The sequence below is a fragment of the Aeromonas sp. 5HA1 genome (assembly GCF_029237245.1).
Classification (GTDB): Bacteria; Pseudomonadota; Gammaproteobacteria; order Enterobacterales; family Aeromonadaceae; genus Aeromonas; species Aeromonas salmonicida.
On sequence record NZ_JAACFW010000002.1, the window covers coordinates 72,252 to 99,126 of the forward strand.

Genomic DNA, 26,875 nt, shown 5'->3' on the forward strand with positions numbered 1-26,875 from the left:
AAGTTATGTTGCAACCTTATGCCTGGCGGCGACAGTTGTGGCGGATGGCGTTCTTCTATGCGCCCTTCGTTCTGGTCGGCTGGTTGACGAATACCCTCGCCCTTTGCCTGCTGGCAGCCACTGTGCTGCATCTGGGCTGGCACTATCGCTTCCTGAAGCGGCTGTCGGACTGGCTGTGGCACGATCGCAGCCTGGTTCCCCCCAATGGCAGCGGCAGCTGGGAGTATATTTTCAACGGCATCTACAAGTTGCAGCAGCGTCACCGGGCCCGTCGCCGCGAGCTGGCGGGTCTTATCCGCCGCTTTCGGGAAGGTGCCGAGGCACTGCCCGATGCCGCAGTGGTGTTTCGCACCGACGGCAGCATCCTCTGGTGCAATCGGCTGGCGGAGCAACTGCTTGGTTTTCGCTGGCCGGAAGATGCCGGTCAGCACATCGGCAATCTGATTCGCAGTCCGGCCTTTGGCGCCTATCTGGGCAAGGGGCAGTATGACGAACCGTTCGAGATGAACTCTCCCATCAATGAGGAGAAGTTTCTCGAGTTTCGCATCATGCCCTACGCCGAGGATCAGGCCATGCTGGTGGTGCGGGATGTCACCCGGCTGCGCAGCCTGGAGAAGACCCGCAAGCACTTCGTTTCCAACGTCTCCCATGAACTGCGTACCCCGCTCACCGTGCTCAAGGGCTATCTGGAGATGACGGAGGAGCCACCGCCGCCCGCCATGTGGGCCAAGGCGCATAAGGTGATGATGGAACAGACCATCCGCATGGACAATCTGGTGAATCAGCTGCTTACCTTGTCCCGTATCGAGGCGGCTCCGACCGTGGATCTCTCCCATCTGGTGGACATGCCCGCCATGCTGGGATTGCTGGAGCAGGAGGCACGGGCGCTGTCGGGGGAGCGTGCACACCAGATTGAATTTTTGGTGCAACCGAACCTTTTCGTGCGAGGAGATAATGATCAACTGCGCAGCGCCGTCTCCAACCTAGTCTACAACGCCATTCACTACACACCGGCGGGTCGCAAGATCAGCGTGGCGTGGCGCAAGCAGGGCGCCATGGCGCTGTTTGCGGTGGAGGATGAGGGGGAGGGGATCCCGGCCGAGCATCTGGCGCGTCTGACCGAACGTTTCTATCGGGTCGACAAGGCTCGTTCACGGCATACTGGTGGCTCCGGACTGGGACTCGCCATCGTCAAACACGCCTTGAGCCATCACGACTGTCAGCTCGATATCGAGAGTCGGGTCGGTGCTGGCAGCCGTTTCAGCTTTCTCATTCCAGCCCGTATGGTAGTAGTTAAATAGTCTTTACTGGCAATAAGTTAGCGAAAGAGAGGGCAGCAGACGCTGCTCTCTCTTCATTTGGTCAAAAGTCTTGTCATGTCATTAAAGTGTCACATTAAATCCATAAATTTGTCACTGCCAGGTCAGATACTGGCGCCGTCTTAAGAACGGACCTTCTGTAACTTTGGAGAGATTGGATGAAACTCAACAAACTGGCTGGTGTAATCGGATTTACCGCAGCAACCCTGTTTTCTGTCAGCGCCCTGGCTGCCGGTGTGGATAAAGACCTGCCGGATTACACTCCGACCAGCGGCATCTCGGGCAACCTGTCCTCTGTCGGCTCTGACACCCTGGCCAACATGATGACCTTGTGGGCCGAAGAATTTAAGCGGGTTTATCCCAATGTCAACGTGCAGATCCAGGCTGCCGGTTCCTCAACCGCGCCGACCGCGCTGACCGAGGGTGTTGCCCAGTTCGGCCCCATGAGCCGCGCCATGAAGTCCGGTGAAGAAGAGGCTTTCGAAAAGCGTTATGGCTACAAGCCAACCGCCATCCGCGTCGCGGTCGATGCCCTGGCCGTGTTCGTCAACAAGGACAACCCCATCAAGGGGCTGACCATGCAGCAAGTGGACTCTGTCTTCTCCAGCACCCTCAAGTGCGGCGAAGCCAAGGCTGCCACCAAGTGGTCTGATCTGGGTCTGGATGGCAACTGGTCGTCCAAGGATCTGCAACTGTTCGGTCGCAACTCAGTATCCGGTACTTACGGTTACTTCAAGGAGCACGCCCTGTGTGATGGCGACTTCAAGAGCAGTGTGAACGAGCAGCCTGGTTCCGCTTCCGTGGTGCAGTCCGTTTCTGCGTCCCTCAACAGCATCGGCTACTCAGGTATCGGTTATGTCACCTCGGGTGTACGCGCCGTGCCGCTGTCCAAAGATGGCAAGACCTTCATCGAAGCGAGCGCTGATAACGCCATCACCGGCAAGTATCCGCTGTCCCGCTTCCTGTACGTTTACGTGAACAAGCACCCGAACAAGCCGCTGGCCCCGATGGAGCAGGAGTTCGTGAAGATGATGCTCTCCAAGGCGGGTCAAAGCATAGTCGCCAAAGATGGTTACGTGCCTGTCCCGGCCAAAGTGGTCGAAGCTGACCTGAAGAAACTGGGCATTATGTAAGCCGGTTTTCCTCCTCTCACAGGCGGGCCCCAGCGGGGCCCGTTTTCTTTTTGAGCAAGACTGGAGTGACGCCATGTGACCGCTTTCGCCGAACCTGGCGATTTGTCGACTTGCGCCGGACGCCTGCATTTCCGAAAATAGGGCATCTTTATGGTGAAGGACACCTCCATGACATCTCCCCTGTTCAAGCTCGGCCTGGCGGCACTCTGCTCTACCCTGCTGGCCAGCTGTGCCCAGTCTCCTACCGGTCGTAGCCAGATGCTGCTGTTTTCTCCCCAGCAGATGAGCAAGCTGGGTGCCGACTCCTTCGAGCAGATGAAAAAGCAGGAGAAGGTGAGCAAGGATGCCAAGCTCAATGCTTATGTCTCCTGTGTTGCCAAGGCCGTCACCGCCCAGGTGCCTGCCAGTTATGGCATCACCAGTTGGGAGGTGGTGGTGTTTGACTCCAAGCAGGTCAACGCCTTCGCCCTGCCCGGTGGCAAGATAGGGGTCTATAGCGGCCTGCTCAAGGTCGCCAAGAATCAGGATCAGCTCGCCACCGTCATCGGTCACGAGCTGACCCACGTGCTGGCCCAGCACTCCAACGAGCGACTCTCCCGCAGCCAGCTGACCGGTCTTGGTCTGGCGGCGGCGGATATCGCCATGGGCAGCAGCGAATATCGCGGTGCCACCATGACGGCGCTGGGGCTCGGGGTCGAGGTGGGCGTCATGCTGCCCTATGGCCGCGAGCAGGAGAGCGAAGCGGACAGGCTGGGTCTGGACTTGATGGCCCGTGCCGGTTTCAATCCTGCCGAAGCCGTTCCCCTGTGGCAGAACATGAGCGCCGCCGCCGGTGGCAAGGCGCCGCCGCAGCTGCTCTCCACCCACCCCAGCAACGAAAACCGGATTGCCGAGTTGCAGGCCCAGCAGGCCGAGGCCCGGCCACTCTATGAGCAGGCGCGCGCCTCCGGTCTGGTACCCCAATGCAAGGCATAAGCCTGCGCATGGCGCGGCTTGATGATGCCCCCGCCATGACGGTGATGCAGCGGGCCAGCTGGCTCGCTGCCTACGGTGAGGTGCTTGGCAACGACATGCTGGCCCAGCTGGCGGTGACCGAACATCTGCAAATCTGGCGCAGCCGGCTCGCCGAGCCGGGCCCAAGACCCATGCTGCTCTGTCTGGATGAGGTGGTCATCGGCCTGCTCTACTGGCAGTTGGCGCAAGAGGGTGAATATCCCACCGCCTGGATCCGGGCGTTTTACCTCCACCCCGATCATTGGCGCCAGGGTTATGGCAAGCGGCTGTGGCAGGCGGTGGCCATGCAGATGCGGCGCGCCGGTTGTGAAGGCGTCAGATTGTGGCTGCTCGATGGCAATCGGGTTGGCGAGGGGTTTTACCTGCGTCGCGGTTTCGCCTTTGACGGCCAGGAGCGCACTCTGATGAGCCTTGGCCAGGCTTGCCTGCAACGGCAAATGTTCCGTTTGCTTTGATCCAGCTCCCGTTTTTCGCCCTCGGTCACTTTATTTTTTTTGCGAATTAATACAATGTGCCCCTCTGGACAGGCTGAGGTGAGGCAACTCGCCGACAAGGGAGTGTGAGCATGTATTACGGCTTTGATATCGGTGGCACCAAGATAGCGTTCGCTGTGTATGACGGCGGTTTGAATCTCTGTCATGAGGTGCGCATGAGCACTCCCGGCAATGATTACGAGGGGCTGCAGCAGCTGATCTGCCAGCGGGTACTCGAGGCTGACGCTCGCTTCAGTGCAAGAGGCGCCGTGGGCATCGGCTTTCCCGGTATCCTCAATCGGCACGATCACAGCATAGTGGCGGCGAACCTGCCCTCCATCAATGGTCGCCATCTGGGCGCCGATCTGGCCGAGCGTTTGGGTCGTATGGTCAAGGTGGACAACGATGCCAACTGCTTCCTCTGGTCGGAGGTGCACCAGGGCGCGGCGGCAGGTGCCGAGAGTGCGCTGGGGGTCACCATAGGCACCGGCATAGGTGGTGCCGTCTACCTTGCTGGCAAACTCATTCAGGGCCGTAACTGGCTGGCGGGGGAGATAGGTCACTATCCCTTGCCTGCGACCATGCTGATGAAGTATCCCGACCTGCCTCGTCTCCGTTGCGGCTGTGGCCGCCTGGTCTGTTTTGAAACCTATGCGTCCGGCAGCGGGCTGGAGCGGCTCTACCACCATTTTCACGGTCAGCGTGCCAGCGGCCACCAGATAGTGGAACGCTTCGAGGCTCATGAGCCTGATGCGGTGGCCACGGTCGACTGCTGGCTCGAGATCATGGCTGCCGGACTCGCTACCGCCATCTCTGTGGTTGATCCCGAGGTGGTCGTGCTGGGGGGCGGCTTGAGCGGTCTGCCCGCCCTGTACCAACAGTTGCCGCTGCGTCTGCCCGGCCACCTGCTGCCCGGTGTCGCTCTGCCCGAGATCCGCCAGGCCCGCTTCGGCGGTGCCGGTGGGGTGCGGGGTGCGGCCTTGCTCAATTTATGAGATCAGATGTGCTGTCTGATCTCTCCAATAAAGGAGTCATCATGACCCGTCTTGAAATTTGTATCGACAACCTGGAATCCCTGTTCACCGCCCAGCAAGCTGGCGCGGATCGCATTGAGCTTTGCTCTGCGCTGGGGCTGGGTGGTTTGACCCCCTCCTATGGTTTCATGCAGCTGGCCGCCCGCCACGCCAGCGTCCCTGTCTATGCCATGATCCGTCCCCGTGCCGGGGATTTCTGCTTCAGCGAAGGGGAGTTCGAGATGATGCTGCAGGATATCGCCGCCGCTCGCGCCGCCGGGTTGCAAGGTGTGGTGGTGGGGCTGCTGGATGAAGAGGGGCGGGTGCCTGCTGCCCAGCTCAGGCAACTGGTCGCGGCAGCCGGTCCCCTTGGCGTCACCTTCCATCGTGCCATCGATCTCTGCTCCGACTGGCGTGCCGATCTTGAGGTCATCATAGCGGCCGGTTGTGAGCGGATCCTCACGTCAGGTCATGCACCGACCGCGCTGGCGGGGCTCGAGACCTTGCAGGCCATGCAACAGGCGCTGGCAGGCCGGGCCACCCTGATGCCAGGTGCCGGGATCAATGCCGACAACGTGCGCACCATCATCGAATTTACCGGGGTGAACGAGGTGCACATGTCCGGCATGGGCTGGCGCGGCGGTATGGTACCGCATGGAGTCAATATGGGTACCTCTGATGACGGCCGGGTCAATATCACCGACGGCGCCAAGGTGGCTGCTGTGCGGGCTTTGCTGGATCGCGCTGATGTCACAGCAAGTGAGGTTTGAGTCCAAAGGCTCACAGCGTCATTGTGCCTGACAAGATCGCCGCCGATGGGCGGCGTTCGTACCTGACTGGTGTGAACTCGCTCCCACGGGCGGGGAAATCAGGGCGACCGGCGGCAGCACCTGGCCAAAAAGTCTGATATTATCCCGCCTCTTTATTACTTGGATCTGGAGCAACATCTCAATGTCCCAATACGACTCTATCGAACAGAAGGCCAGCTATGGCATCGGCCGCAACATGGGCGAGCAACTGGCGCAGCAAGCCTTCGCCGGTCTGGATATCCCGGCCCTGCAACAAGGTCTGGCAGATGCCCTGAATGGTCTGGAGTTCGCGGTCAGCCGTGACGATATCAATGATGCCTTCCAGGTTATCACTGCACGCATGCAGGAAGAGCAGGAAGCCGTTGCCAAGGCGGCCGCCGCCGATGGCGAAGCCTTCCTGGCTGACAACGCCAAGCGTGCCGACGTCAAGGTGACCGACTCGGGTCTGCAATACGAAGTCATGGTAGAAGGCGATGGCGCCGTGCCGGTGGCCGGTCAGTCCGTGCGCGTGCACTACCACGGTACCTTCACCCACGGTGGCGTGTTTGACAGCTCGGTCGCCCGTGGCGAGCCGGCTGAATTCCCGGTGACTGGCGTCATCGCCGGTTGGGTTGAAGCCCTGCAACTGATGCCGGTTGGCTCCAAGTGGAAGCTCTATATTCCGCAGGATCTGGCCTATGGTGCTCGTGGTGCCGGTTCCATCCCGCCCTACTCTGCCCTGGTATTCGAAGTGGAGCTGCTGGACATTCTGTGATCCGGCTGGCTTGATGCAAACGGCGACTTACAAGTCGCCGTTTCTTTTTGATGTACCTCTGCCTGGCGGGCCCTTGTCGATAGACAATGTGCCTTTGCAAAAGATTTGGATATAGTCAGGGCTTCTCCTGGGAGACAAGTCATGGCAGCCATCATCGAAGTCGTCGATCTCATCAAGCACTTTCCCGGCGTCAAGGCTGTGGACGGGCTCAGCTTTGCCATTCCAGCCGGTTGCTGTTTCGGTCTGCTCGGCCCGAACGGGGCGGGCAAGACCACCACCATAGAGTTGCTGGAGGGAGTCCTCACCCCGGATAGCGGCCAGATCCTGTTCCATGGCGCCCCTCGCGGCCCCGATTACCGCTCCCGCATCGGCATCCAGTTCCAGCACACTGCGCTGCAGGATTTTCTGACTGTGCGCGATACCCTGCGCCTGTTTGCCAGCCTCTACCCCCATCCTTTGCCCCAGGAGCGGCTCATCGAGCTGTGCGCCCTGGGCGAATTCATCGACCGTGACAGCCGCAAGCTCTCCGGCGGTCAGCGTCAGCGCCTGCTGCTGGCGCTCGCCCTGCTCGGTGACCCCGAGTTGCTGTTTCTGGATGAACCCACTACCGGGCTGGATCCCCAGGCCCGCCACCACTTCTGGCAGCGCATTGAAGCGATCAAGGCCCAGGGCAAGACGGTGGTGCTCACTACCCACTATATGGACGAGGCACAGCAGTTGTGCGATCTCATCGCCATCGTCGATCACGGCCACTTGCTCAGCCTGGATACCCCCACGGCCTTGCTGGCCCAGCATTTTGACGGTGTGCTGGTGCGATTGCCGGATCACCCGGCCCTCGCCAGCCTGGGCTATCCGCTCTTGCCTCATGGCGATCAGGTTGAGCTGACCTGTCCCGACGTGGCACTCCTGCTGCCGCAGTTGCTCAGCCTTGGAGTCCCGCTGACCGGCATGCAGGTACGCTCTCCCAACCTGGAGGATCTCTTTTTGCACCTGACCGGCCATAGCCTGAGGAGTGGCGCATGAGCAGCATGACAAGACGCCGTGTTGGCACCCACCTCCATACGCGAGACTTGCGGTGGTCGCGCCGCTCGTCAGCTTGGTGCACAAGGAGCGGAGCATGAAAGGCGCCATAAAACGGATCGGTGCGCTTTTTTATGCCCGCAATCTGGAGTTTGTGCGGGACAGGGCGGCCCTGGTGTGGAATCTGGCCTTCCCGCTGTTGCTGGTGATAGGTTTCTCCCTCATCTTCTCCGGCCCGCCCAAGCCGCTGGTGCAGATGGGGGTAGTGGGGGACTTGCCTGCTGCCTATGCGCCCCTGAACGCCATTCCGCTGCTCAAACTCATTCCCTATGACGATGAGCAAAAGGGGCGACTCAAGGTACGCCACCATCAGCTGGATCTGCTGCTCTCGCCCGGTTCGGGTCGCTACTGGGTCAACCCGGATGCCGCCCAGGGGGCGCTGGCCGAATACCTGCTGCGCCAGGCGATTTTTCAGCCACTGGTGAAAGAGACTCTGAGCGGTCAGGCGATCCGTTATGGTGACTGGCTGTTGCCCGGGGTGATCGGCATGAACCTGATGTTTTCCGGCCTGTTCGGGGTCGGCTTCGTCATAGTCCGTTACCGCAAGAACGGTGTGCTCAAGCGATTGAGGGCAACGCCGCTCTCCGCCGCCGAGTTTCTCTGTGCCCAGTTGTTGTCGCGGATCCTGATTACCCTGGTGGTGAGCCTGCTGGTGTTTCTGGTGGCCTACGGCCTGCTTGGTGTGCCCCTGCTCGGCTCAGGCTGGTTGCTGCTTCTTATCGCCTTGGTGGGCGGGGCCGCCATGGCGTCACTGGGTCTGCTCATCGCCGCCCGCACTCAGAACGAAGAGCTGGCAAGCGGCCTGCTCAACGTCATCAGCATGCCCATGATGTTTCTCTCCGGGGTCTGGTTCTCGCTGGAAGGGGCGCCTCTCTGGCTGCAACAGCTGGCGGCCTGGCTACCGCTCAGCCAGATCATCACGGAGGCCCGTGCCGTCATGCTTGAGGGAGCTGGCTGGGCCGAGGTGGCCGCACCGCTGGGCTGGGTTGTACTGTTTACCCTCTCTTGTCTCACCCTGGGCAGTGCCCTGTTTAAATGGAATAGCCAATGAAACGACCTCTGGATCTGGGAGCCGCCCTGGCCCTGCTGTTGCTGAGCATACCGGCCAGTGCCGATGCCATGCGTTGCAAGAACGCCCTCATCACAGAGGGGGACAGCACCGCCGAGATGCTGCTCAAGTGTGGCGAGCCCATGCTGCGTGAAACCTTGACCCGCAACGAGGTGAACCAGTTTGGCAATCTGGTGCAGGTCACATACGGTGAGCGCTGGACCTACAACTTTGGCAAGAATGCCTTCATGCGTTTCGTGACAGTGCGCAACGGTGTGGTCACCGACATAGAAAATGGCCCGCGCGGCGACTAGCCGGCGGGCAAAAACCAGTATGGAAGCAGACTACAAACAGAAAGGACTATGGAAGTTACCCCAACAGCAGGCTGGTGTGACGCAGGCCGCGAACCTCCAGATTGATCTGCCGGGCCAGACTCAGGGTCTGACGGCAGGTCAGGCTCTGCAGATTGATCTCTCCGCCGCTGAATTCGAATCGCCCCAGCGCCTCCACCATGAAGCTGCCGCGATGGAAGCTCTTGATGTAGCGGGCAATCTGGCGGGGAGACAAGTTCTTGAACACCTTCATCACAAAACACCTGTTGCTTGGACAGGGCACACTATGCCGTCCATGGGTGACACTAATGTGACATTTAATAAAGGTTTGTATGAATCCGTGTCGCGGCGGGTATCCGGGGAGCGTGTCTGTACCCATGAGGTGAAAAAGTGCTGCCCTGACTCCTCCTTGCCCCGATATACTGCGGGCAATTGAACGACATGAGCGAAAGGGCCTGCGCGTGGAATGGGTGGATGTGGTTGATGCGGATAACAAGGTGATCGGCGTGGCCGAACGGGCCAGGGTGCGGCGGGAGAACTTGTGCCATCGCGCCAGTTATATTCTGGTGCTCGACCAGACGGATCGGATCCTGGTGCAGCGGCGCACTCTCAGCAAGGATTTTTGCCCCGGCATGCTGGATGCCTGCGCCGGTGGTGTGGTGACCACGGGCGAACAGATGGAGCCCTCTGCCCGTCGCGAGCTGGCCGAAGAGCTTGGGATAGTTGACGTTCCCCTTGAGGCTTTGGGTCACTTCTATGCCGAGGGGGAGGGCTACCGGGTCTGGGGGGGGCTCTTCAGTTGCCACTATCAGGGCCCACTGCAGCTGCAGGCCGAGGAGGTGAGCGAGGTGCACTGGATGAGCCAGGCCGAGATTGCCGCCCGCGCCACCGAGTTTACCCCGGATTCCCTGCTTGCCATCGCCACCTGGCAGGCGAGGCGGTAAGCCTCTTCTTCAGATATTCTCCTCGCCGGAGACAAGACGGGCAGCCACTGGCTGCCCGTTTGCATTTTTTGCATTGGTTACACCAGCCTGAGGCGCCGATTGGTACGCCCGCATGGACTGGCCCCCGCCAGCCAGTGACCCTGCCATTCGGTGACCAGCCGCAACAGGGGATATTCCAGGTCGAGCCGGGTCACCACCAGCTGACCGACCACATCGCCGATGACCGGCTCCGAGGTGGCGAGATCGATGATCTCGACGATGCAGCTTTCGTTGACGATAAAGCCCTGACCGGGCTGACTCTCGTAGGCGAGCACTCCCAGATCCTGCAACACCAGGCAGTTGAGTGCACGGATACCGTGGACCGCCTGCAGTGGCGCCGTGTCGGGGTGGGAGGTTTCGCACAAAAGGGCAGAGCGCAGGCTGTCGCTCGGGATCCCGGCCAGCTCCGCCGCTTCCAGCAGATCCAGCAGCGCCGCCAGTGGCCCGACAAATCCTGTCGGCTCGTAGCGTCGCAGGGCTTCCAATTGACGGCGGGTATCGTGGGGACCACAAGGCACTACGGGGGCTCCCAGCTGGCGAGCGCCATTGTCGAAAATGAAGGCGGTGGGGCTGATGTGGTAGTCGTGGCCGTTGAGCAGCACTTCCCCCGCCTTGAAACCGGCGGCAAACAGGGCCCGCGCCGCGCCCCACCAGTCCGCGCCCGCATATTCGGGAATGGCCAGCTGACCGGGACAGGCGAAGACCCGCAGCGCCTGACTGGCCGGCCGACCCGTGAGGCCGGCGAAGGGCGGGTGGGCCTGCTGGGCGGCAAACAGGTCGGCGGCGTCGAGCAGGGGCAGTGTGGCCAGCTCGCCCAACTCCTGCAAACGGCGCTGGCGATAGGCGCTTGAGTAGCCGGCGCAATACTGGCCGACATGGGTGAGCAGCTGATTGAGCTGCTCCAGTTGTTGTTGCTCTCGCAAGGGGGAGGGACGAATTTCCAGTCCGTCGTAATAGTGCTGCATGAGGCCTCCTTGGTCGGCTGATCCTGCTCAAGGTTAGTTCAAATGGCGATGCAGATGGGGGTGTGTTGCCGGCTCACTGGCTGGGGTAGACTGTGGTTCCTTATCTTCATCACGGACGAGATATCATGATTGCCATTGGCCAGACCCTGCCTGCGGGCGAATTTACCTTTATCACCGCCGAGGGCAAGCAGGTGCAGGATAGCCAGGCCCTGTTTGCCGGCAAGACGGTGGTACTGTTTGCTGTGCCCGGCGCTTTTACCCCCACCTGTTCCAATGCCCACCTGCCCGGTTACGTGGTAGTGGCCGACCAGTTCAAGGCGAAAGGGGTGGATGCCATTTATTGCCTGTCGGTGAACGATGCCTTTGTGATGAAGGCGTGGCAGGTGGCCCAGAACGCCGACGCCATCACCATGCTGGCGGACGGCGACGGCAGCTGGACGCAAGCCTTGGGCCTTGCCAAGGAGACTGGCGCCTTCGGTGGCTTGCGGGCCCAGCGCTTTGCCCTGATCGCCGTGAATGGTGTGGTCACCCGCCTGTTTGTTGAGGCGCCCGGCAAGTTCGAGGTCTCCGATGCCTCCAGTCTGCTGGCTGCACTTTGAAATCATCAATCGACGTTTGATTTCCCCTTGAAAAGGCAAGTCGGACCGTTACACTGTGCCCAACTTGGAAGGGAGTCAGGTTCAAAACCTGGCTCCTGTTTTTTCATCTGATGAGATAGAGAAATTATGACTCTGGCTGTTGTTGCCCTGATTGCCGGACTGGCGCTGCTGGTCTGGAGTGCAGACAAGTTTGTGGACGGCGCTGCCGCGACCGCCCGTTATGCGGGCATGCCGCCGTTGCTTATCGGTATGGTGATCATAGGCTTTGGTACTTCGGCCCCTGAAATGGTGGTCTCGGCCTTGGCCTCCATGCAGGGTAATCCGGGTCTGGCCCTGGGCAATGCCTATGGCTCCAACATCACCAATATCGCCTTGATCCTGGGGCTTACCGCCCTCATCAGCCCCATCGCCGTCTCTTCCCAGGTGGTGCGCAAGGAGATCCCGATCCTGCTCGGCATTACCCTGCTCTCCGGTGCCCTGCTGATTGACGGCCATCTGGGGCGCACCGATGCCTTGATCCTGGGGCTGGTGTTTGTGGTGCTGATGGGCTGGTCCATCTGGGCCGGTATCACCGGTAAAGGTGACGCCCTTGACGCCGAAGTCAATGAAGATATCGACAGTGAGGCTATGCCGCTGAAGAAAGCCATCTTCTGGCTCATCGTCGGACTGGTGCTGCTGGTGGGGGCTTCCCGTTTGCTGGTGTGGGGCGCCGTCACCATAGCTCAGGCTTTTGGCATCAGCGATCTGGTGATTGGTTTGACCATAGTCGCCATAGGTACCTCCTTGCCCGAGCTGGCCTCCTCCTTGATGGCCATCAAGAAGAAGGAGCACGACCTTGCCCTTGGCAACGTGCTCGGCTCCAACCTGTTCAATACCCTGGCTGTGGTGGGCATAGCCGCAGGCATAGCGCCGCTGGATGTGGCGCCCGAGGTGCTCAGCCGTGACTGGAGCATCATGATGGGGCTGACCCTGCTGCTGCTGGTGATGTGCCTGGGTCGCAAGGGACAGGGGCGGATCAACCGGTTGGAAGGGGGCATACTGCTCGCCATCTTTGTGGCTTACACCGGCTGGTTGCTGACCAGTCAATTTATCTAGCCAGCCTGGATAAAGCGCAATGAGAGAGGGGGAAGCATCGGCTTCCCCCTCTTGTTTTTGACAGGTGCAGGCTCAACAAGCACCCGCTTCCGTTGTTTTCCTCTGGTGCAGGCTCAGGCAGCTGCCACCAGCTTCTGACCTTGCAGGGCGCTGTCCAGGATCAGGATGCTCGCCTTGGGGAAGAAGTTGAAGGTCGAGGCCGATGCCCAGGTGTAGGCACCCATGACCCGTCCTACCACCAGTTCGCCGATCGCCAGATCCGGCAGCATGATCCCCTCGCGGATCACGTCCACGCTGTCACAAGTCGGGCCGGAGAGCACTGAGTTGTGCTGCTCGCCACGGGCATAGGGGGTCGAGACCGGATAGGTGACGTGATCATAGAGCTGACCGTTGTAGCTGCCATACAGGCCGTCATCCAGGTAGTACCAGATCTTGTCGCCGCGGTGGGCCTTGCCCATCACGCTGGAGATTGAAGTCATGGCTGGCGCACTGATGAAGCGGCCCGGCTCGGCAATCTTCTGCACTGTGGCAGGGAGCTTGGCAAGCGCCTCGCGGATCGGGGCGCAGAAGCCGTCGATGTCGAACTCGCCGCCATCATAATCCACCGGGAAACCGCCACCGATATCCAGCACCCAGGGTTTGAGCCCCAGATCCCAGGCCTGCTCCATGATCTCGCGACAGGCGTCGATGGCCTGTACGTGGCGACGGGCGTGGGGCACCTGGGAGCCGACGTGGAACGACAGTCCCATCACCTTGATCCCCTTGGCGTGGGCCAGTTGCAGCAGCGGCAGCGCCTGCTCCGGGGTGCAGCCGAACTTTTTGGAAAGGTCGACCTTGGTCTCGGGGTTCGGGAAGCTGACCCGCAGCAGCAGCTTCACTTCGTCCTTGTAGGGAATGAACTTCTCCAGCTCCAGCGGGTTGTCATAGACAAACACTGTGCAGCCGTACTCCAGCGCATAGCGGATATCGCTGTCGCGCTTGATGGGGTGGGTATGAATACAGCGTCCCGGGCGAACCCCCTGGCTGCGCACCAGATCCACTTCGCCATTGGTGGCGAGATCGAAACAGGCCCCCTCTTCCTTCAAGACAGAGACCACAGCCTCATGGGGCAGTGGCTTGAGTGCATAGTGCAATCGCACATCGGGCAGGGCGGCAACCAGGGCCCGATACTGTTTGCGAACGGCTTCCTTGTCGAGCAGCAGCAGGGGAGAGCCGAATTGTTCAACCAGTTGACGGTAATCTTGTGCGATCAGGGTCTCGTTCATTCTCTTTTGAAAGTCCTTAGGGGGCAGATTTGCCCTAGCCTTGGTTTGTTGAGACGGCAGCGGCCGGCTCAGGCGAGTGGTCCGGAGGGACCAACCAAACACTGTGCATAACTCCATCGCAAAGTGCTTAGTTATGCGCGGGATTATCGGCTTATTGCGTTTCTGTGCAAGCATTTTGATTGGATATGTCGGCAAGTTTTTCTGGTCGAGACGAAAGATCATCTTGATACGCGAGCCGGTCAATGATGTTGATCAGATTGATCCAGCATAGTGCGCGTTAAGTTATTGATAGTTAACGAACAAGTAACATTTATCCCGGAGATGGACTGAACGGAAAAAAAGCCGGGGCCAGGATGGCCGGGTGCGAGACAGCTCACATTTTTTGGATTAACATGCCCGCTTCCTAATCCAAACTAGTTCGGATGAAGGTAGCAGGAGAGCGATGGGGGACCATCCACCGAAGAAGTGAATCTTTCAGGTACCGGGCAACCGGTGTGGACTGCTACTGGACGATACTCTGGAGAGACCCGTTGAATCGGGCGCCGAAGGAGCAAGGCACCATGACTGCACGAAAGCGCAGGCTGGCGCCGGAAACTCTCAGGCAAAAGGACAGAGGGGATGGGATGGTTGTACCTGGGCTTGGCCCGCATCCGATTACCCTCTGGTGATCGCGACTATTTGGGAAGATCATCCTTCTCCTCCTTAATTTTTGTTTTTTAAGGAGGATGCATGTCATCAATTCAATCGGCGTTAACCGCCATCGATAGTTTTATCTGGGGTCCGCCTCTGCTGATCCTGCTGGTCGGGACCGGTGTCTATCTCACCCTGCGTCTGGGTCTGCTTCAGGTGGTGCGTTTGCCGCTCGCCTTGCGGCTGGTGTTTGGTCGCGATCAGGGCCAGGGCAAGCAGGGGGACGTCTCCAGCTTCGGCGCTCTCTGTACCGCACTCTCCGCCACCATTGGCACAGGCAACATAGTCGGCGTCGCTACCGCCATCAAGCTCGGCGGCCCGGGGGCCCTGTTCTGGATGTGGATGGCGGCCCTGTTCGGCATGGCGACCAAGTACGCCGAGTGTCTGCTGGCAGTGAAATATCGCCAGCAGGATGCCAACGGCCAGATGGCGGGCGGCCCCATGTACTACCTGGAAATGGGGCTCGGCTCCAAACTCCTCGCCAAGCTGTTTGCCCTGTTCGGCATTGGCGTTGCCTTCTTCGGCATCGGTACTTTCCCCCAGGTCAACGCCATCTCTGACGCCATGAGCCTCTCCTTCTCGGTGCCCCGTGAAGCGACCGCCGTTGTGCTGACCCTGACAGTGGCGTTGGTGACCCTGGGAGGGATCAAGTCCATCTCCAGCGTGTCGAGCAAGGTGGTACCCTTCATGGCGATCTTTTACATCGCCGCCTGCCTCGGTGTGCTGGTGAACAACGCCGGGGCCTTGCCCGAGGCGATTGGTCTGGTGATAAGCAGCGCCTTTACCGGCCATGCGGCCACCGGCGGCTTCGTCGGCGCCAGCATCATGCTGGCGATCCAGTCCGGTGTGGCGCGGGGAGTCTTCTCCAATGAGTCAGGCCTGGGCTCGGCCCCCATAGCGGCGGCGGCGGCCAAGACCAACTCCTGCGTAGAGCAGGGGCTAGTCTCCATGACGGGGACTTTCATCGACACCATCATCATCTGCACCATGACAGGTCTGACCCTGGTGGTGACGGGTGTGTGGGGGGGAGACTTGAGCGGCGCCGCCATGACCAGTGCCGCCTTTGCGCAAGGCTTGGATGCCCATATCGGCCAGTATCTGGTGAGCATTGGCCTGCTGTTCTTCGCCTTTACCACCATCCTTGGCTGGAATTACTACGGCGAGCGCTGCACCGAGTATCTGTTCGGGGTCAAGGCGATCAAGCCCTATCGCCTCATCTATCTGGTGCTGGTGGCGAGCGGCGCCTTCCTCCATCTGGACATGATTTGGCTGCTGGCCGACATCGTCAACGGCTTGATGGCGGTACCCAACCTCATCGGCCTCATCGGTCTGCGCCACGTGGTGATTGCCGAGACCCGTGCCTACTTTGGCCGTGACCGCGATACGGAGTCTGAGCCAGAGCCGCAGACGGCCTGATTTCATCTGTACCGAAAAAGCCAAAGCCACGACCCGGGTCGTGGCTTTGTTTTTGGTGCCCTAGTCGTTCTCAGCCTTGGTGAGTGAGATGCCTATTGCTCGGTCAGCAGGGTCTCCAGCCGTCCTCGCACCTTCTCCACCAACGCCTCATCGCTCCCCTGCCATGCAATGCAGTGAGCCAGGGTCGTCGAAGTGCCGGCCATAAAACGCAGCTCCCCGCCCGCCAGCTCATAGAAACGGCTCGCCATCCGGGTGCCCTCATCCACATCTCCTGCCACCAGCAGCATGGCTTGCGCCAACACGGCGCCGCCGTGATCCTGACCCGGTGCCAGCCAGCGCTGGGCTGTGCCGGTTATCTTGCGACCCCCGATCACCAGATTGTACTGGCCATCGCAAAAGGAACCGGGCACGAAGTCGTAGCCGCCACTCAGGCCATGGTCGGCCAGCAGGGTCAGCAGGGGGGCGCCCAGCAGCAGGTAGTAGTGGCCAAGATCCGTGGTGGTGCGGGGCAGCAGCAGTGACAGGTTGAGAATGCCTGCGCCGTGGGGCACGGCGGTGCCACCGCTGTCGCGCACATGGACGGGCCAGCCTTCGCGGGCGAGCTGTTCGCAGGCGGCCTGATAGCGGGGGAGTCGCGTGTCCTTGCGGGTGACAATCAGGCATTGGGGGGCCTGCCAGAGGTGGGCTCGGACTTGGCCGTCACGGGCACAGTCGCGCAGCCAGCGTTGCTCTTGCGCCAAAATCAGGTCGGGAGTGTGGGCATCAGCTTGAGGAGGGAGCAGGGCATAGGGCATGACGGCATCCTTGGAAAAAGGCTGCCCAGCACACTACCTGCGGGAACCGGCAAGGTAAAGCCCCGCAGTGCGGGGCCTGGATCATCTACCTGGGTCAGGCAATGTGCAGCGTTATCAGCGAGAGGTCACTCATGGGTGAGCCATGCCGCGTTTGGGCAGCAGCAGGTTCATTATGATGGCAGTGAGGCCACCGGTGGCGACGCCATAGGAGAGCACGCTTTTGGCCAGCTCAGGCAGATGTTGCAGCACTTCAGGCACCTGAGCCACACCCAGTCCCATGGCCAGCGACACCGCCAGTATCATGAGGGCGCGGCGGTCGAGCTCCTCACGGGAGATGATACGCACCCCGGCTGCGGCTATGGTGCCGAACATGACGATGGTGGCGCCGCCCAACACGGGTTCCGGGATTTGCTGCACCAGGCTGGCGACCGCCGGGAACAGGCCGAGCAAGGCAAGCATGGCGGCGATGAAGAGGCCGACATGGCGACTGGCCACCCCGGTCAGCTGGATGACGCCGTTGTTCTGGCTGAAGGTAGACATGGGAAAGGTAGCAAACAGGGCAGCCAGCATTGAGTTGCAGCCATCGGCCAGTACCCCGCCCTTGATACGTTCCAGATAGACAGGGCCACTGACAGGCTCACCCGAAATGTCCGAGGTGGCCGTCATGTCGCCGATGGCCTCCAGCGCCGTCACCACGAAGATGATTGCCAGCGGTACGAACAGCTGCCAGTCAAAGCCAAGACCGTAGTGCAGGGGAATGGGCACCATCACCAGAGGACCGTCGAAGGTGGGTGCCGTGACCTTGCCCAGCAGCAGGGCTGCCGCATAACCCACCAGCATGGCGATCATGATGGCTGAGAGGCGCAGCCAGGGGTTGCGGCTGCGCTGCAGCAGCACGATAAGACCCAGCACCAGCAGGGAGAGGAAGAGGTTGCTGTGGCTGGCGAAGCTGCCGTCAGAGAGGGCGGCGTAACCGCCACCCATGCTGATGAGCCCCACCTTGATCAGGGTCAGACCGATCAGCAGCACTACTATGCCGGTCACCAGCGGGGTGATCACCCGCTTGACCAGATGGAGGAAGCGGCTCATCACCACCATGGTGAGGGCGGCCACCAGCATGGTGCCAAACAGGGTACCCAGCAGATCCTCGGTGGGCATGGCTGCCTGTTTGAGGGCGAGGCCACTGGCGATGATGGGGCCGAGGAAGTTGAAGCTGGTGCCCTGTACCGAGAGCAGGCCGGAACCGATGGGGCCGAAGCGGCGGGTCTGGATGAAGGAGGCGATGCCGGACATGACCAGCGACATGGAGACGATATAACGGGTGTCGGCGGCAGGGAGGCCGAGGGCATTGGCGATGATGAGGGGCGGGGTAATGATGGCGACAAACATGGCGAGCATATGCTGCAGGGCGGCGAACAGGGTCTGGGGCAGGGGGGGGACATCGTCTATGCCATAGACCAGTTCGCTATGGGCACGTCTGGGGGGATGTGCCTCTCGGGTTGCGCGCGCGGCGGCAGCCTGTTCCATAAATACCTCGAATGTGTGGGTGAGGGGGGAGAAAATTGGGCGCTATTTTAGTGATTGAAATCAGACTGACCAGCGCTAATTCGGGCTGAAACCGGTTTATTTTTCCATGGGTTGAAACGTTTGCGCATGGCGTTTATGATCCGCCGGTTTGTGTGACGGTGCTCGCCCTGAAATGGCGTCTGTTACATAGGATTTTGTACTTTCACGGCGTAGAATGAGCCCTCTCTCGTGATTTGGAGGCTCTGGATGCTGAAGCTGTCGGAGTTCTGGAGTGCCCGTGCCCACTCCGAAGATTTTACCCTGACCCGCATGGGCTTTATGACGGTGCGTCTGCGTCTGCTCACTTGTTTACTGATGGTGGGGCTGCCCGCCTGGGCATTGGTGGACTGGCTGACCCTGCCAGCCGCCCAGTTTGATGCGCTGCTTCAGGCCCGGATTTTCTGCCTGCTGGCCCTCTCTCCGCTCATTCCCTTCTCCTATCTCATCCATTTCCAGCGTGAGCGCATGAAGTGGGCGCTGGGCTATCTGATGACGGTGATGCTGCTGTTTGCCCTCATCTGCCTGCACAGCTTTGGCGCGGATCAGGAGCTGCAAGCGGGCTACATGGCCTTTCCCTATCTGCTCATCAGCCTGTTTGCCATCTTCCCCATTCCGCTCTCCCTCAGTTTGCAGCTGACAGGGGGCATTATGGTGACCACGCTGGTGGGTAACTGGTTGCTGGTGGGGCAGCCGCTGTGGAGCATGCAGACCCTCAATCAGATCTGGTTGCTGGGGTTGTTTGCCCTGGCCAGCGCCTGGGTGCAGTGTGGCCAGCTCAATATGTTGCTGCAACTCTACCGGGAGTCCACCACGGACGAACTGACCGGCATGATGAACCGCCGCCTGCTGATGAAGCAGCTCGACAAAGCCAGGGTGACCATGGATCTCAAGCACTCCCCCTTTGCCGTCATGCTGCTGGATCTGGACAGGTTCAAGCGCATCAATGACACCTTCGGCCATCTGGCGGGGGATGCGGTACTGAAAGAGGTGGCGGCGACCCTGGCAGAACAGCTGGAGCCCGGCATGGTGCTGGGCCGCTATGGTGGCGAGGAGTTTGCCATCCTGTTGCCCCGTTGCGGCGAGCTGACCCAGGCGAAGCGGGTGGCGGAGCGGCTGCGGGTGGCAGTAGAGGCGCGACTGGTGAAGAGCCCCACCTCGGATGAGCTGCTGGAGGTAACGGTCAGTATCGGTCTGACCCTGGCCCAGCGCGGCGAGAGCGTCGAAGATCTGCTCAATCGGGCTGACGAATGCCTCTACATGGCCAAGATGGCGGGGCGCAACTGCGTGGTCGGGGAGCTGGCGGGTGAGCATGGTCTGCACCCGCCTGCAAAGACAGATGCCGCCTGAGGGCGGCATCTTGCTGGCAGCCTGGTTATCTCAGCTCAGCTGATATTTGCCAGAGAGCTGCTGGGCAAGCAGCTTGAACATGTTGAACACCGCCATTGTCTTGCCGGTTGGAGTGCCATCTTCGGCCAGGAAGAATTCCCCCTTGAACACCAGAATATCCCCTTTCTGTTCCACCGAATCGGCGTGCATGCCGTGGATGAAGTCTTCGTGGCTCTTGATGATGCCGTTGGCCATCTCCAGCAGGGCAGTCTCGGTGATCAGCTCTTTTTGTGGTTGCATGCTCGTCTCCTTAAACGACTACTGGACAGGGCATTGCACCACTTCACACAGTGGTGCCCTGTCTCTGATTGAAGAGGTGGAAAGCATACTGCAAACAGGGTTTTTCTGTCATTGATATGACCCCGTGTTTTGCCCCTTCCCGCTTTACCCCAGCACCAGATTTCTGAGCCAGTGACGCTGGCGGATCCTGCGCAGTACCAGCAACACCTTGCACAGCTCCTCCAGCAGCACCACGGCCACCACCCAGGAGAGGGGCCAGCCGAGCAGGCTGACAGCCACCCAGGCCAGCGGCAGGCCGATGCACCACATGGCGATGATGTCGATGAAGATGCTGTAGTTCACATCGCCGCCTGAGCGCAGCACGCCTATGATGCCCACCATGTTGAACACTTTGAGCAGCATGCCCAGACACATGACTGCGAGCACCTGACTCGCTTCTCCCATCAGGGCGCCCGGCAGGTTGCCGACCCACTGCAGCAGATTGGTTTGCAGCAGCCAGACAGCTATCCCCACCAACAGAGCGCCTATGGGAGCCAGCAGCAGGAACAGCTGGGAGTGCTGCCAGGCGGCTTCGTACTCTTCCGCCCCGAGCCGGTGGCCGAGCAGGGTGGAGCAGGCCACCGCCAGCCCGAAGAAGAGGGAGATGAGGATGCTCTCCAGCGTCCCCAGCGTGGTCATGATGGCGAGCGAATCCGTGCCAAGATGAGCATAGAGAAAGCCGTAGATCAGCATGCCGAAGGCCCAGAGCCCATCGTGGAACAGCAGTGGCAGGGCGATCAGGGTGAAACGCACCACCTCCTTGCGCCGAAAGGCGGCCCGCCAGTCGGTTTTACGCGGGATCAGGCGGGGCTCCTGACGCACCAGATAGAAGAGCAGCAGTGCTGTCTGCAGCAGGCGGGAAATCGTGGTGCCCCAGGCAGAGCCTGCCACGCCCATGGCCTCGAAGCCAAAATGGCCGAAGATGAGGGCATAGTTGAGGATGACGTTGGCGATGATGGCAATGATGCCGATCCGGGTCGGCGCTGCCGCGTTGCCCACGGATCGCAGGGCCGCCTCCAGCGGCACTACGATGGCGGTGCAGAGTATGGTGGCGCCTGTGATCATCAGGAACTCATCGGCCAGCAGGCGCAGCTCGGGGTCCTGGCTGGCAAAGCCCAGTACGCAGCCCGGCGCGAGTACATAGATGAGCGCAAACGGCAGGCTCACCAGCAGGGCACCGACCAGCGCCAGCGCCAGGGAGCGGCGCACCCCGGCCAGCTCGCCGCGACCGTAATATTGGGCTGCCAATACAGAGACTCCCCCCGAGAGCCCCGCTATCACCAGCAGATTGAAGAAGAAGACCCGGTTACCCAAGCCGACCGCCGCCACTGCCGTGGTGCCAAGCTGGCTCACCATCATGATGTCGATGAGACCCAGCAGGGAGAACATCATGGACTGCAGTGACACTGGCAGGGCCAGTCGCCACAGTCGGCCCATGAAGTCGCGATCGGTGGTTTGTTTTAAAATCGCTTGCCAATAATTCATTTATGTTAACCGGGTATGTGAAAAGCAAGGTTTGTCATGGGTATGATAGGGGCTGGTGAGAGAGGGTTCACTGTGAGCATCTCTCGGCTTTCTTGTGCAAAACTATCTTGTTGAGGCGTTATGGCATTTGTCAGCGAGTGTCTGGAAATTGCCCCCGGTTGCGAGGAGCGGATGCTGGGGCGCGAAGGGCTGCCCCTGCTCGGTGAGGCGGGGATCTTCCTCAGCGGTCTCTCCCGGCTCAGGGATCACTACCTCATTCGCCGCAATCGGCCCGAGTTCCACATCCTGATGGTGAGCCACGACGAGGGAGGCGCCCTGCTCACCGACGCGGGGGAGCAAGCCATTCCGGCCGGGTCGCTGATTTTCCTGCCCGCCGCCGTGCCCGGTGGCCTCAAGCTGATTGGGGAGTGCTGGCAGATCAGCTGGATTTTGCTCGATGACGTGCCGCGCTGGCAGCACCTGCATCGGCTTGGTCACCGTATCTGGCAAGGGGATGAGGGGGAGCAGCTCTACCATCTGCTCAGTCTGATGCAGGGGGAGGGAGTCCGTTCACCCCTGCAACCCCAGTTGCTTAGCCTGTTGTTGGCGCTGCTGGAACGCACTCTGCAAGGGGAGGTACGCGGCACCCCCGAGCTGAGGTTGCAGGCGCTGTTTCGCCGGGTGGAGGCGCGCCTTGACGAGCCCTGGAGCGTGGCCTTGCTCGCTGGCCAGATGGCCTGCTCTGTTCCTCATCTACATCGCCTCTGCCAGCAGGTGTTCGACATGGGGCCCATGGCCTGGCTTACCCGACTGCGAATGAACAAGGCGCGCCAGTTGCTGCTCTACACCAACTGGCCCCTTGCCGAGCTGGCCAGTCGGGTTGGTTACAGCGATGGTGCCAACTTTGCGAACCGCTTTCGCCAGCTGACTGGTCAGACCCCTGGTGCCTTTCGCCGCCTGGGTCGCAAACCTTTTGCAACGAATGTGCAAACTCTTTGAAATTCGTGGCGCAAGCTCATAGGATCGGCAGGTTCCTTCGTCCAGGCCATCGTTTAGGTACCAGAAACATGTTTGAAGATAATAATCAGAAACGTCCCCTCTACATCCCTTATGCCGGTCCCGCCCTGCTGGAGACACCGCTGCTCAACAAGGGCAGCGCCTTCACCAGCGAGGAGCGCAGCAGCTTCAATCTGGAAGGGCTGCTGCCCCAGAATATAGAGACCATCGAAGAGCAGGCCGAGCGTGCCTACCGCCAGTTCATGGCGTTTGGCAACGATCTGGACAAGCACATCTATCTGCGCAATATCCAGGACACCAACGAGACGCTCTTTTACCGTCTGTTGCACAACCACCTGACCGAGATGCTGCCCGTCATCTACACCCCGACCGTGGGCAAGGCGTGCGAGGAGTTCTCCAACATCTATCGCCGCGCCCGCGGTCTCTTCATCTCCTATCCGGACAAGGACAGGATCGATGACATGCTGCAAAACGCCACCAAGCAGAACGTCAAGGTGATAGTGGTCACCGACGGCGAGCGGATCCTGGGTCTGGGGGATCAGGGGATCGGCGGCATGGGCATTCCCATCGGCAAGCTGTCGCTCTACACCGCCTGTGGCGGCATTTCGCCTGCTTACTGCCTGCCTGTGGTGCTGGACGTGGGTACCAACAACCAGCAGCTGCTCAGCGACCCCTTCTACATGGGCTGGCGCAATCCGCGCATCTCGGGGGAAGAGTATGCCGAGTTCGTCGATGCCTTCATCCAGGCGGTCAAGCGTCGCTGGCCCGATATCCTGCTGCAGTTCGAAGATTTCGCCCAGAACAACGCCATGCCGCTGCTCAACCGCTACAAGAACGAGCTCTGCTGCTTCAACGACGATATTCAGGGCACGGCCGCCGTGACGCTCGGCAGCCTGATCGCCGCCTGCAAGGCCTCCGGTGCCAAGCTCTCCGAGAAGCGGGTCGCCTTCCTCGGTGCGGGCAGTGCAGGTTGCGGCATCGCCGAGCAGATAGTGGCGCAGATGAAGGCCGAAGGGCTGACTGACGCCCAGGCCCGTGGCCGGGTCTTCATGGTGGATCGTTTTGGTCTCATTACCGACAAGATCCCCAACCAGCTCGATTTCCAACGCCGCCTCTCCCAGCCGGTGGATCGCATCGCTGACTGGCCGGTGGGGGACAACATCTCCCTGCTGGAGGTGATGGAGCATGGTCGTCCGGATATCCTGATCGGGGTTTCCGGTCAGCCGGGTTTGTTCACCGAAGAGGTGGTCAAGACGATGCACAAGCACTGCACCCGTCCCATTATATTCCCGCTCTCCAACCCCACCTCACGGGTGGAAGCGACGCCGGCGGATCTCATTCGCTGGACCGACGGTCAGGCGCTGGTCGCCACCGGCAGCCCGTTTGCCCCCGTGGAGTACAAGGGCAAGCGTTACGTCATCGCCCAGTGCAACAACTCCTTCATCTTCCCGGGGATAGGCCTTGGCGTCATCGCCTCCGGTGCCACCCGCGTGACAGATGCCATGTTGATGTCGGCCAGCCGCGCCCTGGCGGAGTGCTCGCCGCTGGTGAAGGGGGCTGAAGGTTCCCTGCTGCCGGATCTGGCAGACATCCATCAGGTCTCCCGCTACATCGCCAAGATGGTAGCCAAGACCGCCATGCTGCAGGGCAAGGCGGTACAGACCCCGGACGAGGTGATCGATCAGGCCATCGAAGCCAACTTCTGGCGGCCCGAGTACCGGCGCTATCGTCGTACCTCCTTCTGATCCTCTCGCTGCGTGCAACAAGCGACAATGCAAAAGGGATGCCTCGGCATCCCTTTTTTGTGCACGGCTGACGAGTCTGGCCTGTTACATCTCAGCTTCTGCCACCGGTGCTTCGGGAGTACCTTGCACCCCTGTCACCCTGACTTCGACCCGGCGATCCGGCCCAAGGCAATCGATGAGGGCTGCTCTGGCCTTGATGGCATCACACTGGCTGCCGGTGACCGGATTGCTCTCGCCATTGCCCTGGATGCTCACCTTGTCGGCGGGCAAACCTTTGCCGATCAGGAAGTTGGCCACAGTGCTTGCTCGGGCTTCCGACAGCGCCAGATTGTTGATATCCGAGCCGATGCGATCCGTGTAACCCATCACAAGGGCACTGCCATCCTTGGGCTGAACATCCACTATCTGCTGGTAGAGTGCATCCAGTGCCTGCATCCCTTCCGGTTTCAACTCTGCCTTGCCGAACGCGAACAGTACATCCGAGCTCAGGTTGAAGGTCTGATCCACAGGTTCCGGGGCGGGGGGAGGTGGTGGTGGAACCAGGACGGGGGCGGGAGCTGGTGCGACCGTCTTGCTGCGATTGGGATGGATCACCAGCTCCAGTGTGGCGGTACTGATGTTGCTCACCCAGCGCTGGGTGCCGCTGCCTACCTTGTCGTTGTCCGAGTCATCACCGACTCGCACCAGATAGCGGTAGCGCGCCTGGATATCGACCCAGTCGTGCAGTTTGGCCGTCAGCCCAAGGCCCGCCAGCGGAGCCAGGTTGTCATCACCACCGTTGATGGATTTGACGTGGTAAAGGTAACCGCCACCCTCGGCAAACACCGAGAAGACGTCACCCAGTGGCAGCCTGCCTATCACAGACAGGGTGGCCCCCTGGCTGCTGAAGTCGGTGCCTTGCACATCCCAGTCACCGGTCGACAGATAGCCGAGCTCTGCCCCCAGATTTTCGGTGAAGTTGTAGCCGCCAAACAAGGTGAGCGCTGTGGCGTCCTTGCTCGCATCCTTGCCAAAATCACCCAGATCGTGGGCGATGGCCCAGCCTCCACCAGCCCCGACATACCAGTCGTTGACCGGTGCCGCCAGCGCCCCCGTGCTCGCCAGTGCCAAAGCAATCCAAACAGGTTTCAGTTTTATGTTCATCGCGTATCCTCGTCGATGCATGGTGTCGTAGGGATCCTTCCCTGTTATGTACAACCACCACTATTTATAGGCGATAAAGGGTGTTTGACCATGTTGGGCGACAAGGATGGGGAGAGGATCACGAAATGGCGCCGGGATGGGGCTGAATGCAGTAAAAACACAATAAAAAAGGAGGCCGTCCGGCCTCCTTCATATGCCTTGAGGGCTTGTTACTGAGTCACTTCCTGAATGCCGGTGACGCGCACTTCAACACGACGATCCGGGGCCAGGCAGGCGATCAGCTGAGCCTTGGCCTTGATGCCGTCACACTGGGTGCCGGTGACGGGCTCGGCCTTGCCACGACCATCGATGGATACCTTGCCAGCTGGCAGACCCTTGCCGACCAGGAAGTCCGCCACAGTGCGGGCACGCGCTTCTGACAGCTTCAGGTTGTAGCCATCAGAACCGATGCGGTCGGTGTAACCGACGACCACGGCGCTGCCATCTTTGGGCTGCACGTCGACGATTTGCTGATACAGGGTGTTCAGCGATGCAACCCCTTCCGGCTTCAGAGTGGATTTGCCAAAGGCAAACAGCACGTCGGAGCTCAGGGAGAAGCTCTTGTCGACCACGACAGGCTCAGGTACCGGCTCGGGCGCTGGCGCAGCGACAGGGGCCACATAGGAAGTGCGATTCGGGTGCATCACCAGTTCCAGAGTGGCCACACTCATGTTGGTTTCCCAGGTCTTCTGCTCATCACCCAGGTTCCACATGTAGCGGTAGCGGGCTTGTACGTCGATGAGGTCGGAGAGCTTGGCGGTCAGGCCAACACCCGCCAGCGGCGCTGTGCCGTTGTCGCTGTTGCCGTTGCCGTTGACGTGGTTGAAGTAGGCACCGCCTTCTGCAAACACGGAGAAGATGTCGCTGAGGGGCAGACGGGCAAGGCCGGACAGGGTGGCACCCTGGGTCTTGAAGTCGACACCGTCGACGCCCGCTTTACCGGCATAGAGATAACCCAGCTCAGCAGCGTAGTAATCATTGAAGTTGTAACCACCAAACAGGGAGAGCGCTGTAGCATCCTTGTCGGCGTCTTTGCCAAAGTCGTTCAGGTCGTGGCCATAAGCCCAACCTGCACCGATACCTGTGTACCAATCGTCGGCTGCCTGAGCGGTAGAAGTTCCCATGGCCGCGATGGCCAGAGCAATCAGGGCGGGTGCCATTTTCATTTTCATCGTTTTATCCTCGTTGAGTTTGCCGTGCTAGGGCGTACTGCGCACTCTTCAGTTATACCGGTCGCAAGTGACATTTTTGCGGCGACCTCCGTGGCTGACCACGGGTGGTACGAAGTAAAAAATGGATGGTTCCTGGATACTCATGAAGCCTTTGCTTCATGGACAACTAACCGGGCAAGAAGCACTTTTAATAGTTCATCCAATGCCTTACAAGCGGGGTTACTGTATTCCTTTGACTCGGGTTGATCAAGTTTCTGTACAGATATCCAGCGCTGGTGCGGG

26 protein-coding genes and 1 riboswitch are annotated in these 26,875 nt (G+C 60.4%); of the genes, 17 read left to right on the forward strand and 9 right to left on the reverse strand.

What is annotated here, in order from left to right; all coding sequences use genetic code 11:
• Positions 1 to 5 precede the first annotated feature (5 nt).
• The 10 genes from phoR to GWQ27_RS02620 all read left to right on the forward strand — a co-directional run bounded on the left by phoR (position 6) and on the right by GWQ27_RS02620 (position 8,957).
• A complete protein-coding gene (gene phoR, locus GWQ27_RS02575; RefSeq protein WP_099994015.1) occupies positions 6 to 1,301 on the forward strand; it encodes a phosphate regulon sensor histidine kinase PhoR in 1,296 nt (431 codons plus the stop codon).
• Positions 1,302 to 1,477: 176 nt separating this feature from the next.
• Complete coding sequence (locus GWQ27_RS02580) at positions 1,478 to 2,452, forward strand: phosphate ABC transporter substrate-binding protein PstS family protein (protein WP_111587428.1); 975 nt, start codon at positions 1,478 to 1,480, stop codon at positions 2,450 to 2,452.
• Between the two features lie 168 nt (positions 2,453 to 2,620).
• Positions 2,621 to 3,427 carry a M48 family metallopeptidase gene (locus tag GWQ27_RS02585; RefSeq protein ID WP_011898477.1) on the forward strand — a complete coding sequence of 269 codons (807 nt, stop codon included), beginning with the start codon at positions 2,621 to 2,623 and terminating at the stop codon, positions 3,425 to 3,427.
• Entirely contained in the window at positions 3,415 to 3,921 is a 507-nt protein-coding gene (locus GWQ27_RS02590; RefSeq protein ID WP_087755177.1) for a GNAT family N-acetyltransferase, read from the forward strand. Before GWQ27_RS02585 ends, GWQ27_RS02590 begins: the two co-directional genes overlap by 13 nt.
• A 110-nt stretch (positions 3,922 to 4,031) precedes the next feature.
• Positions 4,032 to 4,934: an ROK family protein gene (locus GWQ27_RS02595; RefSeq protein ID WP_111587429.1), complete on the forward strand. Its 903-nt coding sequence runs from the start codon at positions 4,032 to 4,034 to the stop codon at positions 4,932 to 4,934.
• A 41-nt stretch (positions 4,935 to 4,975) separates the two neighbouring features.
• Positions 4,976 to 5,722, forward strand: coding sequence for a copper homeostasis protein CutC (locus GWQ27_RS02600; RefSeq protein WP_265422652.1), 747 nt, complete (start codon positions 4,976 to 4,978; stop codon positions 5,720 to 5,722).
• A gap of 181 nt (positions 5,723 to 5,903) precedes the next feature.
• Positions 5,904 to 6,515, forward strand: coding sequence for an FKBP-type peptidyl-prolyl cis-trans isomerase (locus GWQ27_RS02605; protein WP_021138790.1), 612 nt, complete (start codon positions 5,904 to 5,906; stop codon positions 6,513 to 6,515).
• Positions 6,516 to 6,656: 141 nt separating this feature from the next.
• Positions 6,657 to 7,538, forward strand: coding sequence for an ABC transporter ATP-binding protein (locus tag GWQ27_RS02610; RefSeq protein WP_087755178.1), 882 nt, complete (start codon positions 6,657 to 6,659; stop codon positions 7,536 to 7,538).
• A gap of 94 nt (positions 7,539 to 7,632) precedes the next feature.
• Positions 7,633 to 8,646, forward strand: coding sequence for an ABC transporter permease (locus tag GWQ27_RS02615; RefSeq protein WP_275906589.1), 1,014 nt, complete (start codon positions 7,633 to 7,635; stop codon positions 8,644 to 8,646).
• The gene (locus GWQ27_RS02620; protein WP_005316840.1) at positions 8,643 to 8,957 is read left to right on the forward strand and encodes a DUF2845 domain-containing protein; all 315 of its coding nucleotides are present in this window, start codon (positions 8,643 to 8,645) and stop codon (positions 8,955 to 8,957) included. The genes GWQ27_RS02615 and GWQ27_RS02620 overlap by 4 nt, the downstream gene beginning before the upstream one ends.
• A 55-nt stretch (positions 8,958 to 9,012) precedes the next feature.
• On the opposite strand, the gene GWQ27_RS02625 is transcribed toward GWQ27_RS02620, so the two are convergent.
• Positions 9,013 to 9,228, reverse strand: coding sequence for a DUF1107 domain-containing protein (locus tag GWQ27_RS02625; protein WP_021138793.1), 216 nt, complete (start codon positions 9,226 to 9,228; stop codon positions 9,013 to 9,015).
• 208 nt (positions 9,229 to 9,436) lie between these two features.
• Between GWQ27_RS02625 and yfcD the strand changes: the two genes are divergently transcribed.
• Entirely contained in the window at positions 9,437 to 9,919 is a 483-nt protein-coding gene (gene yfcD / locus GWQ27_RS02630; protein WP_111587432.1) for an NUDIX hydrolase YfcD, read from the forward strand.
• Positions 9,920 to 9,996: 77 nt separating this feature from the next.
• Here the strand turns inward: yfcD and GWQ27_RS02635 are convergent, their stop codons facing one another.
• Complete coding sequence (locus GWQ27_RS02635) at positions 9,997 to 10,923, reverse strand: phenylacetate--CoA ligase (protein WP_275906590.1); 927 nt, start codon at positions 10,921 to 10,923, stop codon at positions 9,997 to 9,999.
• A gap of 125 nt (positions 10,924 to 11,048) precedes the next feature.
• Here GWQ27_RS02635 and GWQ27_RS02640 point away from each other — a divergent pair, with 125 nt between their 5' ends.
• Together GWQ27_RS02640 and GWQ27_RS02645 are read left to right on the forward strand one after the other, a co-directional pair.
• Positions 11,049 to 11,522 carry a redoxin family protein gene (locus GWQ27_RS02640; protein ID WP_021138796.1) on the forward strand — a complete coding sequence of 158 codons (474 nt, stop codon included), beginning with the start codon at positions 11,049 to 11,051 and terminating at the stop codon, positions 11,520 to 11,522.
• 126 nt (positions 11,523 to 11,648) lie between these two features.
• On the forward strand, positions 11,649 to 12,617 hold the full coding sequence (locus tag GWQ27_RS02645) for a calcium/sodium antiporter (protein WP_021138797.1): 969 nt from the start codon (positions 11,649 to 11,651) through the stop codon (positions 12,615 to 12,617).
• A 113-nt stretch (positions 12,618 to 12,730) separates the two neighbouring features.
• Here the strand turns inward: GWQ27_RS02645 and GWQ27_RS02650 are convergent, their stop codons facing one another.
• On the reverse strand, positions 12,731 to 13,882 hold the full coding sequence (locus tag GWQ27_RS02650) for a type III PLP-dependent enzyme (protein ID WP_021138798.1): 1,152 nt from the start codon (positions 13,880 to 13,882) through the stop codon (positions 12,731 to 12,733).
• Positions 13,883 to 14,389: 507 nt separating this feature from the next.
• Positions 14,390 to 14,505, forward strand: a riboswitch (glycine riboswitch).
• A 106-nt stretch (positions 14,506 to 14,611) separates the two neighbouring features.
• Between GWQ27_RS02650 and GWQ27_RS02655 the strand changes: the two genes are divergently transcribed.
• Positions 14,612 to 15,988 (forward strand): sodium:alanine symporter family protein, encoded by a 1,377-nt coding sequence (locus GWQ27_RS02655; RefSeq protein ID WP_275906591.1) that lies wholly within the window; start codon positions 14,612 to 14,614, stop codon positions 15,986 to 15,988.
• A gap of 92 nt (positions 15,989 to 16,080) precedes the next feature.
• On the opposite strand, the gene GWQ27_RS02660 is transcribed toward GWQ27_RS02655, so the two are convergent.
• Positions 16,081 to 16,782, reverse strand: a complete 702-nt coding sequence (locus GWQ27_RS02660) for a protein ligase (RefSeq protein WP_275906592.1) — start codon at positions 16,780 to 16,782, stop codon at positions 16,081 to 16,083.
• 129 nt (positions 16,783 to 16,911) lie between these two features.
• Entirely contained in the window at positions 16,912 to 18,309 is a 1,398-nt protein-coding gene (locus tag GWQ27_RS02665) for a nucleobase:cation symporter-2 family protein (RefSeq protein ID WP_275906593.1), read from the reverse strand.
• Positions 18,310 to 18,555: 246 nt separating this feature from the next.
• On the opposite strand from GWQ27_RS02665, the gene GWQ27_RS02670 reads away from it, so the two are divergent.
• On the forward strand, positions 18,556 to 19,695 hold the full coding sequence (locus GWQ27_RS02670) for a GGDEF domain-containing protein (protein WP_275906594.1): 1,140 nt from the start codon (positions 18,556 to 18,558) through the stop codon (positions 19,693 to 19,695).
• A gap of 30 nt (positions 19,696 to 19,725) precedes the next feature.
• Here GWQ27_RS02670 and GWQ27_RS02675 read toward each other — a convergent pair whose 3' ends face one another.
• Positions 19,726 to 19,974 carry a DUF2498 family protein gene (locus GWQ27_RS02675; RefSeq protein ID WP_219598608.1) on the reverse strand — a complete coding sequence of 83 codons (249 nt, stop codon included), beginning with the start codon at positions 19,972 to 19,974 and terminating at the stop codon, positions 19,726 to 19,728.
• A gap of 144 nt (positions 19,975 to 20,118) precedes the next feature.
• Positions 20,119 to 21,498, reverse strand: a complete 1,380-nt coding sequence (locus tag GWQ27_RS02680) for an MATE family efflux transporter (protein WP_275906595.1) — start codon at positions 21,496 to 21,498, stop codon at positions 20,119 to 20,121.
• Positions 21,499 to 21,618: 120 nt separating this feature from the next.
• Here GWQ27_RS02680 and GWQ27_RS02685 point away from each other — a divergent pair, with 120 nt between their 5' ends.
• Both GWQ27_RS02685 and GWQ27_RS02690 read left to right on the forward strand, forming a co-directional pair.
• Positions 21,619 to 22,476: an AraC family transcriptional regulator gene (locus GWQ27_RS02685; RefSeq protein WP_275906596.1), complete on the forward strand. Its 858-nt coding sequence runs from the start codon at positions 21,619 to 21,621 to the stop codon at positions 22,474 to 22,476.
• Between the two features lie 68 nt (positions 22,477 to 22,544).
• Positions 22,545 to 24,239, forward strand: coding sequence for an NAD-dependent malic enzyme (locus GWQ27_RS02690; protein WP_058393415.1), 1,695 nt, complete (start codon positions 22,545 to 22,547; stop codon positions 24,237 to 24,239).
• Positions 24,240 to 24,323: 84 nt separating this feature from the next.
• On the opposite strand, the gene GWQ27_RS02695 is transcribed toward GWQ27_RS02690, so the two are convergent.
• Together GWQ27_RS02695 and ompAII are read right to left on the reverse strand one after the other, a co-directional pair.
• On the reverse strand, positions 24,324 to 25,382 hold the full coding sequence (locus tag GWQ27_RS02695) for an OmpA family protein (RefSeq protein ID WP_111587441.1): 1,059 nt from the start codon (positions 25,380 to 25,382) through the stop codon (positions 24,324 to 24,326).
• A 209-nt stretch (positions 25,383 to 25,591) separates the two neighbouring features.
• Positions 25,592 to 26,593 carry a porin OmpAII gene (ompAII, locus tag GWQ27_RS02700; RefSeq protein WP_265433855.1) on the reverse strand — a complete coding sequence of 334 codons (1,002 nt, stop codon included), beginning with the start codon at positions 26,591 to 26,593 and terminating at the stop codon, positions 25,592 to 25,594.
• Between the last annotated feature and the right edge of the window lie 282 nt (positions 26,594 to 26,875).